This window comes from Histidinibacterium lentulum (genome assembly GCF_003789055.1).
In the GTDB taxonomy this organism is placed as follows: domain Bacteria; phylum Pseudomonadota; class Alphaproteobacteria; order Rhodobacterales; family Rhodobacteraceae; genus Oceanicola; species Oceanicola lentulus.
Window position 1 is genome coordinate 133,234 of the sequence record NZ_ML119090.1, and the last position, 13,808, is coordinate 147,041.

Sequence of the window (13,808 nt, forward strand, 5' to 3'; positions counted from 1 at the left end):
AGTCTCGCGCCATGACCGCCACGGTTCCCGCAACCCCTTCGCGCCTGCGCCGCCTTGCCGCGCGCCTCACGGGACGTGCGCTGGTGCTCTTCGTGCGGCTCATAACGGCCGCGCGGGCGGAGTGGGAGGGCGTCGGGCCGGTTCCGCATCAGCGCGTCTATTTCGCCAACCATGTCTCCAACGGCGACATGCCGGTGATCTGGTCGGTGCTGCCCCCGGCGATCCGGCGCAGGACTCGCCCCGTGGCGGCGGCCGACTACTGGCTGAAGACCCGGATGCGGGCCTTCATCGGACCGGAGGTCTTTCGCTGCGTGCTGGTGGACCGGCGGGCGGAGCACCGCACCGAGGACCCGATGACCGCGATCCTGCGCGCGCTGGACGAAGGCGCCTCGCTGATCCTCTTTCCCGAGGGCAACCGCAACATGACCGCCGACCCGCTCCTGCCGTTCCGCGCCGGGCTCTACAACATCGCCCGCGACAGGCCCGAGGTGGAGCTGGTGCCGACCTGGATCGCGAACCTCAACGCGATCCTGCCCAAGGGCGAGGTGATCCCGCTGCCGCTGATCTGCACCGTGACCTTCGGCGCGCCGGTGGCGCTCCGTCCCGGCGAGGACCGGGCCGCCTTCCTCGCCCGGGCGGCAGGCGAACTCGCCGCTCTCGCTCCCTCGCCCGAGCGACTTGCCGACGCCGGAGAGGCCGCCGGATGAGCCCCTCGGCCAATGATGTCCTGACCCTGGCCGCCGCGGTGGTGCTGGTGCTCTCCGTCCTGACTCTCGCCGGCGAGTTGCTGCGCGCCCGGGTGACGGACGACCGTGCCCACCCGATGATCGAGACCTACCTGACGCGCGTCCAGTCCTGGTGGGCGATGGTGGCGCTCCTCGGGCTCGCGGTGCTGATCGGCAAGAGCGGGGTGGTGGCGCTCTTCGCCATCGCCTCCTTCGCGGCGCTGAGGGAGATGGTGACCTACACGACGAAGACCCGCGCCGATCACCTGTCGCTCGCGCTGGCCTTCTTCGTGGTGCTGCCGCTGCAATATGCCTTCGTGGGCTTCGGGATGCAGAGCCTCTTCGGCACGTTCATCCCGGTCTACGCCTTCCTCCTCCTGCCCGTGGTCTCGGCCCTGCGCGGCGCGCCCGGCGGCTTTCTGGTTCGGGTCTCGGAAACGCAATGGGCGCTGATGACGGCGGTTTTCTGCCTCAGCCATGTGCCCGCGCTGATGACGCTCGATATCCCCGGATACGCGGGGCGCGGCGTCTTTCTGATCGTCTTCTTCATCATCTGCGTGCAGGGGGGCGACCTGATCGAGCATGGCTTCGGGCGCAGGCTTGGCCGGGTGCAGGTTGCGCCGGGCATCTCTCCCAAGACGCGCGAGGGCATCGCGGCGGGTATCGCGGGCGCCGCGCTGATCGGCGCGGCGCTGGCCTGGGCCACGCCCTTCGGAGTGGCCGGTGCGATGGCCATGGCGGCGACCGCCTCGGCGGTGGGCATGGCCGGAAGCCTCGTCTTCTCCGCGATCAAGCGCGACCGGGGCGTGAAGGACTGGTCCCACCTGATCCCGGGCCAGGGCGGGTTCATGGACCAGCTCGACAGCGCGATCTTCGCGGCCCCCGTGTTCTTTCACCTCACGGGACAGATCTGGGCCGTCTGAGCGGATCGAGTTCTCTGGAAGAGTTCGGAGCTACGGACCACAGGTTCCGCATTCGCTGCGGGCGCGAGACGGGCGCGGCCCGACACTCCTCTCACTGCTGGTAGTACTTGTTTCCGTATCTTGCGTATGCGCCGTATTTTCCGCCGTATCCGTATCGTTTCATGCCGCGGGGGTCGATCTTGGTGAGGGCGGTTCCGGCGACGTGGAGGTTGACGGACCTCAGTTCGCGCAGGCCGTCGAGGACCTGCGGGCGAGGGGTGCGGTCCCACTGGACGCAGTAGACGATGGCGTCGCAGGTCTGGCCGATCACCCGCGCGTCGGGGACCACCAGCACCGGCGGCGTGTCGATCACGATGTAGTCGTAACGCCCGCGCAGGGTCTCCAGAAGGTCCCGGAACCGCTGCGAGGCGAAGGCGTCCGCCGCGTTCACCGCCGATTTCTCGCCCATGATCACGTCCGCCCGGATCCCCGCCTCCGCCGCCGGCACCACCGCCGCCTCGAGCGCGGCCTCCCCCGACATCAGCGACAGAAGCCCGGGACGGCCGGTCTCGGGGAAATACTGCGAGAAGGTCCGCCGCCGCACGTCGCCCTCGAGCAGAAGCACCCGCTTGCCCTCGAGACCCCCGAGATTGTGCGCCACCGCGATCGCATCCGTCGTCTTGCCCTCCCCCGGAACCGAGGAGGTGAAGGCGATCACCTGCGGCGGCGTGTCGATGTTCGACATCAGGATCGAGGTCCGGAGGTTCCGGATCGCCTCGGTCGCCGCCGCGTTCGGCTTGTCGTTCAGATAGGGCACCAGCTGCCGCCGCCGCCGGATCGGGATCACCGGGATCTGCCCGATCACCTCGAGCCCCGTCGCCGCCGAAAGCTCGTCCGAGGTCCGGAACCCGTTCCGCAGCGCCTCGCGCAGGAGCACGATCCCGCCCCCCAGCATCAGCCCCAGGATCAGGCTCAGCGCCAGCACCCGCGAGGCCCGCGGCTCCACGAGGCTGCCGCCCGTCGCCTCCGACAGCACCCGCGCATCCGCCTGCTGGATGCCCTGCTGGACGGTCGTCTCCCGCAGCCGCGTCAGGAAGGTCTCGTAGAGCGTCGAGACCGCGTCGCGCTCGCGCATCATCTGCTGCAGCCGGCCGATCTGTTCGGACTGCTCCGCGATGTCCCCGTCGAGACGCGCCGCGGTATCCTCGAGCGCCGCGAGGCTCGCCTGCGACCGCGCGAGATCCGAGCCCGCCCGCTCCGCGATCTGGTCGTAGCGCGCGAGGAACGCGCCGTCCGCCGCCAGCACCTCCGCCGCCGGCCCGCGCTCCGCCAGCCGCTCCAGCGTCGGGTCCGACGCCGCCGCCAGCAGCGCCTCGAGATCGCCCGCCGTGCGCGCCGCCTCGAGCTCCGCCACCCGCGCGGCCGCCGCCGCCGCGTCCGCCCGCGCCAGGTCGAGCCGCCCCCGCGCCTCCCGCGCTTGGGTGTTGAGCGCCGCCAGACCCTCGGGGCTCACGAAATCCGCCTCCGCCCGCAGCGCCTCGATCGCGTCCTCCCGCTCCTGCAGCTCCGCCTCGAGCTCCACCAGGCGCTCCGACAGCCAGGTCACGGCACCTTCCGTCGCCTCCAGCTTCGAGCGGACCTGGTCCTCGAGATAGACCGCCGCAAGCGTGTTCGCGATCCGCGCCGACTTCCCCGCGTTCTCGGTCACCACCCGGATCGTGAACACGTAGGTCCCCCGCAGGATCGACGGCGAGATCGCCCCGCCCAGCGCCCCGATCGCGCGGTTGCGCGCCGCCTCGGGCGTGTCCGGCCCGGGCACCGGGATCGGCCGGCCCAGCACCTGCCGCGCAAGGTTCTTCAGATCCTCCGTGGAAAACGCCGGCTCCGGCCGCAGCCGCGCGTTGAACTCGGCATCGGACGTCAGATCCAGCCGGTCCACCACCTGCCCGAGCAGCACCCGCGACTTCAGCAGTTCGAGCTCGGTCTGCATCGCCTGGCTGTCCGACGAGACCCCGGAGACCACCTCCTGCAGGTCCACCACCTGCGCCCGGTCCACCTCCAGCGCCAGCGACGTGCTGGCGGCATATCTCGGCACCGCGAGCTCGTAGACGTAATAGCCCCCGATCAGCAGCGTCAGCGCCGCGCAGAGCCCGATCAGCCATTTGCCGCGCCAGAGCGTGCGCACGAGGCCCAGAAGGTCGATCTCGTCGTCCTCGGGCACCGGCGGCGCCGCCATCTGCGGCTGCACCGGTCCCCTGGCCTGCGCCCCGTAGCGCCTGTCCGATACCTCGTTCAAGACCTGTCCCCGGTGCAGCACCCCGGATCGCCCCCGGGGTCAGTCCGGTCTTGCACGAACGCCGCCACGCTTCAAGAACGCCGCGCCCGGCGCCCGCTCACGTTCCCGCCCGCGTGAGCACCACCTTCAGCGTGCGCCACACGATCCATGCGTCCATCCGCAGGCTCGCATGCTGGATGTAGTAGAGATCCGCCGAGACCTTGCGCCGCGTCTCCCGGATGCTCGAGACATAGCCCACCTCGGTCTGCGCCAGACCCGAGATCCCCGGACGGATCATGTGACGCTGCCGGTAGCGCGGGATCGACGCCAGATAGGTCACCGCGTGGTCATAGAAATCCGGCCGCGGCCCGATCAGGCTCATCTCGCCCGCGAGCACGTTCAGCACCTGCGGCAGCTCGTCGAGCCGCATCTTCCGCAGCACCCGCCCCAACGGCGTGATCCGGTCCTCCTCCAGCGGATCGTCCGCCGCCCGCGTCACCGCCTCCGCGGGCCGCATCGTGCGGAACTTCAGCGCCATGAACGGCAGACACCCCCGCCCCATCCGCGGCTGGCGGAAGAACAGCGGCCCCGGGTTCCAGAACGGGTTCAGCGCCAGAAGCGCCAGCGCCACCACGCCGACCACCGGCGCAAGAACCGCCGACCCGACGATATCCGCCCCCCGACGAATGTAGGGATACGCCCGACCCGTCACGCTGCACCCGTGACGAAACCCCCGAAACGAAGACGACGAAACAGCAGAAAAATCGTCCCGAAAAGACGCATCAATATCAGACATGGCCAATCCGAGATCAGAGGGCAGACATGCCGGAGCGCAGAACTGGCGACCGGGCGGGCAGAATACGATCAGGCTCACCGTCACGTTACTGGTCTGCTGCCGCAGATCAAGAGGGAGTGAGGCCGGTCCGCTCCTTTCCGCTGGGGCATCGCCGACCGGCAGCGGGATCTGCCGAAATCGGATGCACCTGCAGAACGCAACCGCAAGGGTTCCAATGGCTACGGGCGGTTGACGTCCTGCCGCGCTGCGGCAAAGATCTTCGTTGCCCGGGGCCGCTCGGCATGGTCTGACTGGCGCCGCGCAAGGAGGGAGCACACGGCATGACTCCATTGAACTGGTTCGTGGCGCAACTCAAACCGAACGGGCTGAAGGACGCGGAGACCCATCTGTCCCGGCAGGGATTTGGTGTGTTCGTGCCCTCGCGGATGGAAACCCAGCGCAGCGGGACCAAACTGAAACACGTCAAGAAGCCACTCTTTCCGGGCTATGTCTTCGTGCAATTCGATCCGCTGGACCGGCGCTGGTCCGCGATCAACAGCACGCGCGGGATCTCGAGGCTCCTGATCGGCGACCGCCGCGCTCCGACCCCCCTGTCGCGAGAGATCATCGCCAGTCTGATGGCCCGTTGCGACGACGATGGTCTGCTGGTCCCCGTGGAGTCGCTGAAGAAGGGCGATACCGTGCGGATCGTGGCCGGCCCGTTTGCCAACGCGATCGCGACGATCGAGACCCTGTCGGACAAGGAGCGGATCACGCTCCTCCTGGAACTGGTAGGTCAGACGGCGACCGTCCACACCAGCCAGCGAAACGTCGAGCCGGTCCGCAACTGAATCGTCCATGCCCTCCGTCAGGGGCCGCGAGGAGCAGGCGCAGACCCGCCCCTCGCGCGGGTGGTTCACTGCGTGTCGGAGGGCGCGCCGCCGTCGTCGTCCCGGGTCAGACCTGCGATCAGGGCGACACCGCCGCCGGCGACAAGCACGATACCTTCAGGGCCCAGGGTGCCGATCAGCGGGACGAACCCGGCCAGTTCGTCATCCTCTTCCACTTCGACGATCGGAGCGGGCGTGTCGCTGCAGGTGACGGAGAGGTTCGTATTGTTGTCGATGTAGCGCGCGGTCGCGACGAGAAAGCCGCTGCAGACATCCGCGGCCTGGGCCAGTTCGACCGGATCAGGCAGGCTGCCGTCCTGGGCGAAGGCCCCGGAGGCGACGATGGCGAGAACGGCAGAAGCCGAAGTGACTTTGCGAAAGGACATTGGGCAACTCCAATTGCGGGACGATCTTATCCGACCGTAGCCTCGAGCCGACGCGGGGTCAAAGCTTCGGTTGCCGAAACGGCCTGTGAAGCTCAGAAAGGCTTCCGAACTGCCTGCCTGTTGCGCATCGCCGTGTCCCGGGGGCAACGGCGGCGTCCGCGGTTTCGGCGGTGCCCGTGCAGGGGTTCATCCCGGGACCGTCGAGGGTATGCTCGCGAAGGGGGTAGCCGAATGTCGACGAGAGGGCGTCAAGCCGCAGGGTTCAACGGGGCGCTGGCCAGGGCGCAACGCCCTTGGCCGGGCGTCACTCGTGCAGTGGCAGGCCGAACTTCCTGTGCCGGTTTGCTTCTGGCGGCTCTTGCGATCTTGGGTGCTGCCTCCTGCAGCAGGCAGGGCCCCGGGGCGGGCGAGATCCGGCAGCTTCTGGCAAGGGCCGGGGTGGACCGACTCGACCAGCCCCTGATTCTCGCCGATCTGCCGGTCCTGGGAACCGCGGCGACGCTGCTGCCCGCGGGCAGCAACGGCGACGTTGTCACCTGGCAGGCCGCGGGTGGCGCGCAGATCTCGCTCGAGCAGGGGGTTGTGGTGGCGACACGAGGTCTCGGGTTCGACCTGATGTCGGCGGATGCCTCCGCGACGGTCGCGCGGCTGTCCGGGCCGCCAGAGGGGGGCACCTACGAACGGTTCGCGAGCTATCTCGACGGAGAGAACAAGACCGTCTTCCTCGCCATGGTCTGCCGGATGCAGCCCGGCGGCCGGGAGGTCCTGCCGATACTGACGTCGCGCTACGAGGTTCAGCGCATCGAGGAAACCTGCGCCCTGCCCGACGCGACGATGACGAACGATTACTGGCGACAGTCAGACGGGACGATCCGGAAGTCGAGGCAATGGGTGGGACCCGGCGTCGGCTATGTGGAGATCGAACTTCTGGCGGACGGGCGTTGAAGCAAAGGATGACATCCGCATGAGCACGACACTTCCCCGGATCGCCCGCACCGCTCTTCTGGTGGCGGCGACGGCGCTGGCCGGTTGCGGCCTGACCTACAATGCCCAGGCGGTCCGGGCGACCGCGGGCGACGACGTGGCCGTCCGGGTGGTCGAAGTCACGCCGCAGACGGTGCTTCTGGCCAATCGGGAACCCTACACGCCCCTGAGCCTGCCCGCCTCGTTCTTTCAGCAGACGGGCCTCGGGTCCGGCCTGCGGGGCGCCGGGGCCTTGCCCGACGCGCCATTCGTTCCGGATGCCCGCCCCCAGACGGCGGAACTGCGCCCGCCGCCGCCGGTCAGCTCGCAGCCCTACCGGCTGGGCGTGGGCGATGTGGTGCTGCTGTCGACCCCGCAGCGAGGGGGCACGGTGGAGCAACTGAGCGGCCTTCTCGCAGCCCAGAACCAGCGGCAGGGCTATACGATCCGCGACGACGGGGCGATCGCCATTCCGGAGGTGGGAACGATCCCGCTTGCGGGCCTGACGGTCGAACAGGCCGAGAGCCGCATCTTCGACGAGCTGGTGCGCAGCCAGCTCGACCCGACCTTCAGCCTCGAAGTGGCCGAGTTCAACTCGCAGCGCGTCTCCGTCGGCGGCGCGGTGGCCACCACGCAGTTCGTGCCCATCGGACTCACCGCGCTGACATTGGGCGACGCGATCACGGCGGTGGGCGGCATCACCGCCCCCCAGGAAGAATTCGCCACGATCCGGATCTACCGGGACGGCACGCTCTACGAGATTCCTCTCGAAGCCTACCTGACCCGGCCCGACCTGCAGCGCACAACGCTGGTCGAGGGCGACTCCGTCTTCGTGGACACGACGTACGATCTCGCGCAGGCGCAGGCCTTCTACGAGCAGCAGATCAACATCATCGGACTCGAGCGCGGCGCCCGGTCCGCCGCCCTTGCAGAGCTACAGGCCGAGATCGGCCTGCGGCGCGGGGCTCTTGAAGAGGATCGGGAGCTCTTCGAGCGGCAGCTTGGGCTCGATGCCATCGACCGCGACTATGTGTTCCTCGCGGGGGAAGTGGCCGAGCAGAGCCGCATTCCCCTGCCGTTCAACCAGCAGTCCCACCTTGCGGACGTGCTTTTCGGCGCGGGCGGCATTCCTCCGGCGAGCGCCAATCCCGCGCAGATCTACGTCCTCCGCGCTTCCGCCGATCCCACGGCCTTCGGCGCGGTGACGGCCTGGAACCTCGACGCCCGCAATGCGGCGGCGATCACGCTCGCCACGCGGTTCGAGATGCGGCCCAACGACATCATCTTCGTTGCGCCGCAGCCGATCACGACCTGGAACCGGGCGCTGCAGCAGCTCTTCCCGACGCTGATCAACCTCGGGACTGCGGCGGTGAACTGAGCGTCGCTGCCCGTTAGAGGCCCTGTCCATCCGGGACGGGGTCCGGTGCGGCCGAACTGAACGCGCCCACGAAGCGGTCGCGGAACCCGTCCATCGGCAGGGCCGGCATTTCCGCCGGCGGCACCACGCCCTCTGTCCAGCCCCAGCCGTCGAGGTGGCGCAGCACGTCTGGCGGACCCAGGATGTGCATCGGCACGTCGAAACTGTCACTGCCCGAGATGTGCGGCGCGGTCTGGTGGTCTCCGACGATCAGCAGCAGCGGATCGCCACCAGCCCGCTCGGCGGCATAGGAAAAGGCGACCTCGAGCGCGTAGTCCACGGCTGCACGGTACTGCTCGCGCACGCGGTCGGGATCGGCCCAGACGACCTCGGGCGCATCGCCTTCCCCGTCCCACCTGACGTAGATGCCCCCGTCGCCGATGCTGTCCCAGTCCAGCAGCTCGGGCACCGGCGTCCACGGGGCATGGGAGGACACCAGCGCGACCTGCGCGAAGAGCGGCGGGGCGGACGGATCGGCGCGCAGCAGCCGCTCCATCGCGTCGAGCGTGAACTGGTCCGGCATCGTGACCCAGTTGAAGGGCGGCCCCCGGTAGCCGAGGTCGCGGGAGGCGAGGACCTGCCTAAAGCCCATCCGTGGCCCCTCCGGCCAGTCGTAGGTGATCGCGGGCATGACTGCCGCCGTCCGGTAGCCGGCCTGCTGCGCAAGGTGGTAGAGCGACTTGCGCGGGCTGGCGAGATAGGCGCGGTAGCGCGTCTGGTCCGGGATCCAGAGGCCCGAGGCCAGCGTCGCATGGCTGAGCCAGCTTTGACCGCCGACCATGGGGGCGGTCAGCCAGCCCGAGCGTGCCGCCAGCCCTGCCCTCTCGAGCTCCGCTCCGGCGTCGCGCAGCGTCTCGATGTGCCGCGCGGCGTAGAACGGCACGTCGAAACTCGCGCGGCCATAGCTCTCGATGTAGAGGATGAGCACGTCGCGCCCGTCGAGCCGGTCGAAGAGGCCCGGAACCCCGGCGAGACGGTCGGACCGCGCCGCCCGCGAGAAGAGGCGCAGGTCTGCGAACGTCGCGCGGGCCATCTCGATCCGCTCCAGTCCGACCCGTGCCGTGAACGCCGCCGCCGGTATCCGGACCGGCAGATCCCAGGCGCGCCGGGCCGCCCCGATTTCCATGATCGCCACACCGCACGCCAGCACGGTGGCTGACCCCAGCGCGACGCGGACGCGGGTCCGCCCGCCCCATGGCTCGACCGAGGCCCAGACGCCGGTTGCCCACCAGAGCGCCCAAGTCACTGCAAGGACGAGCGCCACAGCCGCACCCGCCACGAGGATCGCGACGGTCATCCCCACGATCCCGGATCCGAGCCGCCAGGCCGCGGGCAGGAGATGAAGATCGACCACCGGATTGAAGCCGCGACCATAGGCGAGGAAGGTGGCGTAATCGGCAAGCTTCAGAACTGCTATGATCATCAGGATGGCCACCAGCATCCCGCGCCCGTAGACGGTCACCCGAGCCCGGGCAGGCAGCGCCATGAGCGCGAGCAGGATAACCGGCAGTTCGAGCGGAAAAAGCGTCAGCGCGCCCCAGGTCATCGCCGCGGGATGGTTCGGCTGGATCAGGACAAGATACAGGATCGCAGCCGAGAGCAGGCAGCGCAGCACCGCCCTCATCGGGCCCGCGCCGCCCCCAGCCAGCGGATATCGACGAGGAAGGACCACGCAAGCAGCGCCGCCACCAGAACGGCGGCAAGTTCGCTCGCGCGCCCCGGCAGCGCCGGTGCCTGAAGGGCAAGTAGGGTGCCCAGTTGCAGGACGCAGACGATCTTGCGGCTGTGCCTTTCGGGCAGAGGTGCCGCGAGCCAGGGCCAGATGAAGGTCGCACCCCAGAAAAGATAGCGCGCGCCGCCGAGCAGCAGCACGGCCGGTCCGGCGGTGCCGCTCGCCCAGGCGAGGACAGCGAGAAGCAGCGCGACCGCGGAATCCGTCTCCATGTCGAACCGCGCTCCGAAGGCGGATTGCAGCCCTGCCCGGCGCGCGAGCCAGCCGTCGATGCCGTCCAGACAGAGGACCACGAGGCCGATGCCGAAGACCGTCCAGCCCAGACGCGGATCGGCCAGGGCATCGGGCGCGGCCAGGGGCATTGCCAGCAGACAGGCGAGCGAGCCGCGCAGATGGGTGACCGCGTTGCAGGCTCCGAGACGGGCATGGCCGAAGGTCCGTCGTCCGCGCATCCACAGCATCGTCAGGACGCCGGCCGTCAGCGCGGAATTGAGCCAGATCGCGATCGGGAGGCCCGGAGCGATGGCCGGAAAGCTGGCACCGAGCATGATGCCGCCCCCGGTCACCAGCGCGAGGTGGATGAGCGCCACGCCCAGAAGCCCGGCAAGGGGGCCGGCGCGGTCCGGAGCGCATCGCGCCGCGGCGAGGGTCTGACGGAGGGAGTCTTCCATCCCCGGCACTTATGGCCCCGGGCTGGAAGTCAAGTCGCCGTTGCACGACCCGGCCGGAGGACTAGCTCTCCTTCAGGCCATTGGGGGTGCGATGATGGAGAGATCAGGAACCGGCTACAGGCGCACCGCGCGGGTCCTTCACTGGCTGGTCGCCATCGTGGTGATCGCCACGCTGCCCGTCGGGATGCTCATGCTCGAGGAGAGCGTCCCCCGCGAGACCCGCGACGCGCTCTTCATCTTTCACAAGAACGTGGGCGTGGTGATCCTGCTGCTGGTGCTGGCCCGCCTCGCCTATCGCGCCTGGCGACCGCCGCCGCCGATGCCCGACCATCTGCCCCGCTGGCAGGTCAGGATCGCCGGGGCGACCCATGCGGGGCTCTATGTCCTGCTTCTCGTCATGGCAGTCTCGGGCTACGTCCGGGTAGAGGCCGGGAACTTTCCCATCGAGCTGCTCGACGCCCTCGGCGTTCCGGCGCTCGTGCCCGTGAACGAGACACTGGAGACCACGGCCCAGGCGATCCACTTCTGGACTCGCTTCCTGCTCGTGCCGCTCATCGTTCTGCATGTGGGCGCCGCTCTGCATCACCGGTTCGTGCTTCGGGACGGCGTGTTCGCCCGGATGTGGCCGCCGCTCGGGCGTTAGCCCTCCGCTCGCACCCGCGCCCTGACGGGCCGGTGGTCCGAAGCGGCCCGGATGCCGGGACCGTCGAGCACCTCGAGGTCTTCGACGCAGCCCGGCGCGCTCAGCACGCGGTCGAGGGGCAGCAGCGGACGGGTTGCCGGAAAGCTCGGCCGCGCCGGCCCCTCGAGCGGCAGCAGTGTCAGGCCCGGACGGAAGGCCAGCCCGCCCCACGGCCGCCACTCGTTGAGATCGCCCAGAAGGATCGTCTGCATCCGGGGTCTGCGCATCAGGTACTGGCCGATGGTGCGCATCTGGACGAGGCGGAGAGGCTGGCCCAGGGACAGATGGGTCGTCACGACCCGCACCGTCCGGCCCTTCAGCCCGATCTCGAGCGAGACCGCGCCGCGATGGCACCGGCCCGGAAGGTCGATGAGATCGCCGTGACGGATCGTGGCGGCGGTCGGCAGAAAGAGGATCGCGCCAAGAAAGCCGTGGCTCTCCACGCTCCACCTCAGCGCGGGGTCGCCATGGGCCCAGCCGAGCCCGGTGGCGGCCTCGACGCCGGCGATGTCGAGAATGCCCCGGTGCGGACGGGGTTCCTCGTCGGCCTCCTGCAGGGCCAGGATGTCGGCGGTTCCGGGCGGGCAGACCTCCTCTCCGAGGACCGCCAGCACGCGTTCCGGGTCCACGCGCCCGTCCTTGCCGCGCGCGCGGTGGATGTTCCAGGACACTGCCGTCAGGCCTTCGGTCACCCGCGCACCGCCCCTCCGCTGACCGCGCGGACAATGAGCCGCTGCACCGCCACGAACAGCGCCAGCGCCGGCAGGATCGCGACAAGGCAGGCAGCCGCCAGAAGCTGCGTCGTCGAGGCGCTGGTCGAGCCCGCGAAATTGAAGATGGCCACGGAGATCGGCACCTTGCCGGTGTCCGTCAGCAGGATGAAGGGCACGAGGAACTGCGACCAGCCCATCATCGTGTTGAGGATGAAGGCCGCCGCCACCCCCGGCCCGGCGAGCGGCAGGGTGATCCGGACAAGCGTCTCGGCACGGCCGCATCCGTCGATCTCGGCCGCCTCTTCCAGGGAGCGCGGTACACGGTCGAAGCTCGACTTGAGCACCCAGACGGACAGCGGCACGCCCAGCGCGACATAGACGCCGATCACGCCCAGATGGGTGTCGAGCATCCCCAGCGCGTCCATGTAGCGATAGAGCGGGATCAGCACGACGAGCGGCGACACCATCTGCACCAGCAGCACCGCCACCATGAGACCCGTCCGCCCCCGGAACGAGAAGCGGCTGAACGCATAGGCCGCCGGGATCGCCGCGGCGACCGCCCCTGCCCCGCCCAGGGCGCAGATCTTCAGGGAGTTCCAAAGATGCAGCCCGAAGGACCGGTCGGTCAGCACGAGGCGGAAGTTCTCGAGCGTCGGGTCCTCCGGCAGGTAGCGGGCGGCGCCCAGATAGACCTCCTGCGGGGTGCGCACGGACAGCGACAGGAGCCAGGAGAGCGGGACGAGGAACAGCGCCGCGATCAGCAGCGCGACGAGGTAGGTGGCCCGGTCGGCGGCGCGCGGGCTCATGTCCGCCCCCGGCCCAGCAGGGCGATGTAGACCAGCGTCAGCGCGGTGCTGATCGCCACCAGCACGAGCGCGAGCGCGCTGCCGCCGCCGAGGTCGTAGTTGTAGAAGACCCTGTTGAATATATGGAGCGACAGCACCTCCGTCGCGCGCCCCGGTCCGCCGCCCGTGAGTGCCAGGATGCTGTCGAAGGTGTTCAGCGTCTGGATCGTCACCAGCACGGTGTTCACGAGGATCGCTCCCTTCAGCTGCGGCAGGGTGATGTAGACGAACCGCGCGAAGGGCCGCGCCCCGTCCACCTCCGCCGCCTCGTAGAGGCGCGGGTCGATGGCCCGGCGTGCAGCGTAGAAGACGACCATGGAAAAGGCCGTGCCCTGCCAGACATTCGCCAGCACCGCAGAGACCATGGCCATCTCCGGGTCCGAGAGCCACGCCACGCGCGGCAAACCGATCAGCGCGAGGGTGGAGTTGATCGCGCCGAAGGGTGCCTCGGAAAACAGCGTCTGCCAGATGATCCCGTTGGCCACCCCCGGCACGACCCAGGCGGCGAGGACGATGGTGCGGAGCGCCGTCATCCCCGGAAGCCCGCGCCGGTCGCCCCGCGCCACGAGAAGCGCCACGAGAAGCCCGGCCAGTTGCAGCCCCACCACGCTGGCCACGGTGAACACGACCGTGTTGCGCAGGACGACGCCGAGATCGCGCGCCTCCAGCATGGCCGCATAGCCGGAAAGCCCGTAGCTCTCCGCCGGCCGCAGGAGCGTGGCGTCGCTGAAGCTCAGCCGCACCACGTCCGCGACGGGAATGACGTAGACCGTCCCGAGAACCAGCGCGATCGGCAGCAGCCAGAGAAGCGGCCGCGCCGCCACGCCGGGCC

At 69.5% G+C, this 13,808-nt stretch carries 14 protein-coding genes; 6 read left to right on the forward strand and 8 right to left on the reverse strand.

Annotation, left to right across the window (positions count from 1 at the left end):
- The first annotated feature begins 11 nt into the window (after positions 1-11).
- Both EAT49_RS17645 and EAT49_RS17650 read left to right on the forward strand, forming a co-directional pair.
- The gene (locus EAT49_RS17645) at positions 12-707 is read left to right on the forward strand and encodes a lysophospholipid acyltransferase family protein (protein WP_123643626.1); all 696 of its coding nucleotides are present in this window, start codon (positions 12-14) and stop codon (positions 705-707) included.
- Positions 704-1,648, forward strand: a complete 945-nt coding sequence (locus tag EAT49_RS17650; protein ID WP_123643627.1) for a phosphatidate cytidylyltransferase — start codon at positions 704-706, stop codon at positions 1,646-1,648. Before EAT49_RS17645 ends, EAT49_RS17650 begins: the two co-directional genes overlap by 4 nt.
- Before the next feature lie 91 nt (positions 1,649-1,739).
- Here EAT49_RS17650 and EAT49_RS17655 read toward each other — a convergent pair whose 3' ends face one another.
- Together EAT49_RS17655 and EAT49_RS17660 are read right to left on the reverse strand one after the other, a co-directional pair.
- Positions 1,740-3,923 carry a Wzz/FepE/Etk N-terminal domain-containing protein gene (locus EAT49_RS17655; RefSeq protein ID WP_246003896.1) on the reverse strand — a complete coding sequence of 728 codons (2,184 nt, stop codon included), beginning with the start codon at positions 3,921-3,923 and terminating at the stop codon, positions 1,740-1,742.
- A 97-nt stretch (positions 3,924-4,020) separates the two neighbouring features.
- A complete protein-coding gene (locus EAT49_RS17660) occupies positions 4,021-4,614 on the reverse strand; it encodes a sugar transferase (protein WP_246003897.1) in 594 nt (197 codons plus the stop codon).
- A 404-nt stretch (positions 4,615-5,018) separates the two neighbouring features.
- Here EAT49_RS17660 and nusG point away from each other — a divergent pair, with 404 nt between their 5' ends.
- A complete protein-coding gene (nusG, locus tag EAT49_RS17665; protein ID WP_123643629.1) occupies positions 5,019-5,528 on the forward strand; it encodes a transcription termination/antitermination protein NusG in 510 nt (169 codons plus the stop codon).
- 65 nt (positions 5,529-5,593) lie between these two features.
- On the opposite strand, the gene EAT49_RS17670 is transcribed toward nusG, so the two are convergent.
- A complete protein-coding gene (locus EAT49_RS17670; RefSeq protein ID WP_123643630.1) occupies positions 5,594-5,953 on the reverse strand; it encodes a hypothetical protein in 360 nt (119 codons plus the stop codon).
- Positions 5,954-6,184: 231 nt separating this feature from the next.
- On the opposite strand from EAT49_RS17670, the gene EAT49_RS17675 reads away from it, so the two are divergent.
- Positions 6,185-6,898, forward strand: coding sequence for a YjbF family lipoprotein (locus EAT49_RS17675; RefSeq protein ID WP_123643631.1), 714 nt, complete (start codon positions 6,185-6,187; stop codon positions 6,896-6,898).
- A gap of 19 nt (positions 6,899-6,917) precedes the next feature.
- Positions 6,918-8,294: a polysaccharide biosynthesis/export family protein gene (locus EAT49_RS17680; RefSeq protein ID WP_123643632.1), complete on the forward strand. Its 1,377-nt coding sequence runs from the start codon at positions 6,918-6,920 to the stop codon at positions 8,292-8,294.
- A gap of 13 nt (positions 8,295-8,307) precedes the next feature.
- Here the strand turns inward: EAT49_RS17680 and EAT49_RS17685 are convergent, their stop codons facing one another.
- Together EAT49_RS17685 and EAT49_RS17690 are read right to left on the reverse strand one after the other, a co-directional pair.
- Positions 8,308-9,957: a sulfatase-like hydrolase/transferase gene (locus EAT49_RS17685; RefSeq protein WP_185020813.1), complete on the reverse strand. Its 1,650-nt coding sequence runs from the start codon at positions 9,955-9,957 to the stop codon at positions 8,308-8,310.
- Entirely contained in the window at positions 9,954-10,736 is a 783-nt protein-coding gene (locus EAT49_RS17690) for a CDP-alcohol phosphatidyltransferase family protein (protein WP_123643633.1), read from the reverse strand. Before EAT49_RS17690 ends, EAT49_RS17685 begins: the two co-directional genes overlap by 4 nt.
- 91 nt (positions 10,737-10,827) lie before the next feature.
- On the opposite strand from EAT49_RS17690, the gene EAT49_RS17695 reads away from it, so the two are divergent.
- On the forward strand, positions 10,828-11,379 hold the full coding sequence (locus tag EAT49_RS17695) for a cytochrome b (RefSeq protein WP_342773830.1): 552 nt from the start codon (positions 10,828-10,830) through the stop codon (positions 11,377-11,379).
- Here the strand turns inward: EAT49_RS17695 and EAT49_RS17700 are convergent.
- From EAT49_RS17700 to EAT49_RS17710, 3 genes are read right to left on the reverse strand one after another with little or no spacing between them, the layout of a single operon-like run.
- Entirely contained in the window at positions 11,376-12,110 is a 735-nt protein-coding gene (locus tag EAT49_RS17700) for an endonuclease/exonuclease/phosphatase family protein (RefSeq protein ID WP_246003898.1), read from the reverse strand. The two genes, EAT49_RS17695 and EAT49_RS17700, sit on opposite strands and share 4 nt — an antisense overlap.
- The gene (locus EAT49_RS17705) at positions 12,107-12,937 is read right to left on the reverse strand and encodes a carbohydrate ABC transporter permease (protein ID WP_123643635.1); all 831 of its coding nucleotides are present in this window, start codon (positions 12,935-12,937) and stop codon (positions 12,107-12,109) included. The genes EAT49_RS17700 and EAT49_RS17705 overlap by 4 nt, the downstream gene beginning before the upstream one ends.
- On the reverse strand, positions 12,934-13,800 hold the full coding sequence (locus EAT49_RS17710) for a carbohydrate ABC transporter permease (protein ID WP_221181475.1): 867 nt from the start codon (positions 13,798-13,800) through the stop codon (positions 12,934-12,936). Before EAT49_RS17710 ends, EAT49_RS17705 begins: the two co-directional genes overlap by 4 nt.
- Between the last annotated feature and the right edge of the window lie 8 nt (positions 13,801-13,808).

What these genes read in the sequence shown, in the direction of transcription:
- EAT49_RS17645 (WP_123643626.1), top strand. Translation starts at nt 12, where the DNA reads ATGACCGCCACGGTTCCCGCAACCCCTTCGCGCCTGCGCCGCCTTGCC.
- EAT49_RS17650 (WP_123643627.1), top strand. Translation starts at nt 704, where the DNA reads ATGAGCCCCTCGGCCAATGATGTCCTGACCCTGGCCGCCGCGGTGGTG.
- nusG (WP_123643629.1), top strand. Translation starts at nt 5,019, where the DNA reads ATGACTCCATTGAACTGGTTCGTGGCGCAACTCAAACCGAACGGGCTG.
- EAT49_RS17670 (WP_123643630.1), bottom strand. Translation starts at nt 5,953, where the DNA reads ATGTCCTTTCGCAAAGTCACTTCGGCTTCTGCCGTTCTCGCCATCGTC.
- EAT49_RS17675 (WP_123643631.1), top strand. Translation starts at nt 6,185, where the DNA reads ATGTCGACGAGAGGGCGTCAAGCCGCAGGGTTCAACGGGGCGCTGGCC.
- EAT49_RS17680 (WP_123643632.1), top strand. Translation starts at nt 6,918, where the DNA reads ATGAGCACGACACTTCCCCGGATCGCCCGCACCGCTCTTCTGGTGGCG.
- EAT49_RS17685 (WP_185020813.1), bottom strand. Translation starts at nt 9,957, where the DNA reads ATGAGGGCGGTGCTGCGCTGCCTGCTCTCGGCTGCGATCCTGTATCTT.
- EAT49_RS17690 (WP_123643633.1), bottom strand. Translation starts at nt 10,736, where the DNA reads ATGGAAGACTCCCTCCGTCAGACCCTCGCCGCGGCGCGATGCGCTCCG.
- EAT49_RS17695 (WP_342773830.1), top strand. Translation starts at nt 10,828, where the DNA reads ATGATGGAGAGATCAGGAACCGGCTACAGGCGCACCGCGCGGGTCCTT.
- EAT49_RS17705 (WP_123643635.1), bottom strand. Translation starts at nt 12,937, where the DNA reads ATGAGCCCGCGCGCCGCCGACCGGGCCACCTACCTCGTCGCGCTGCTG.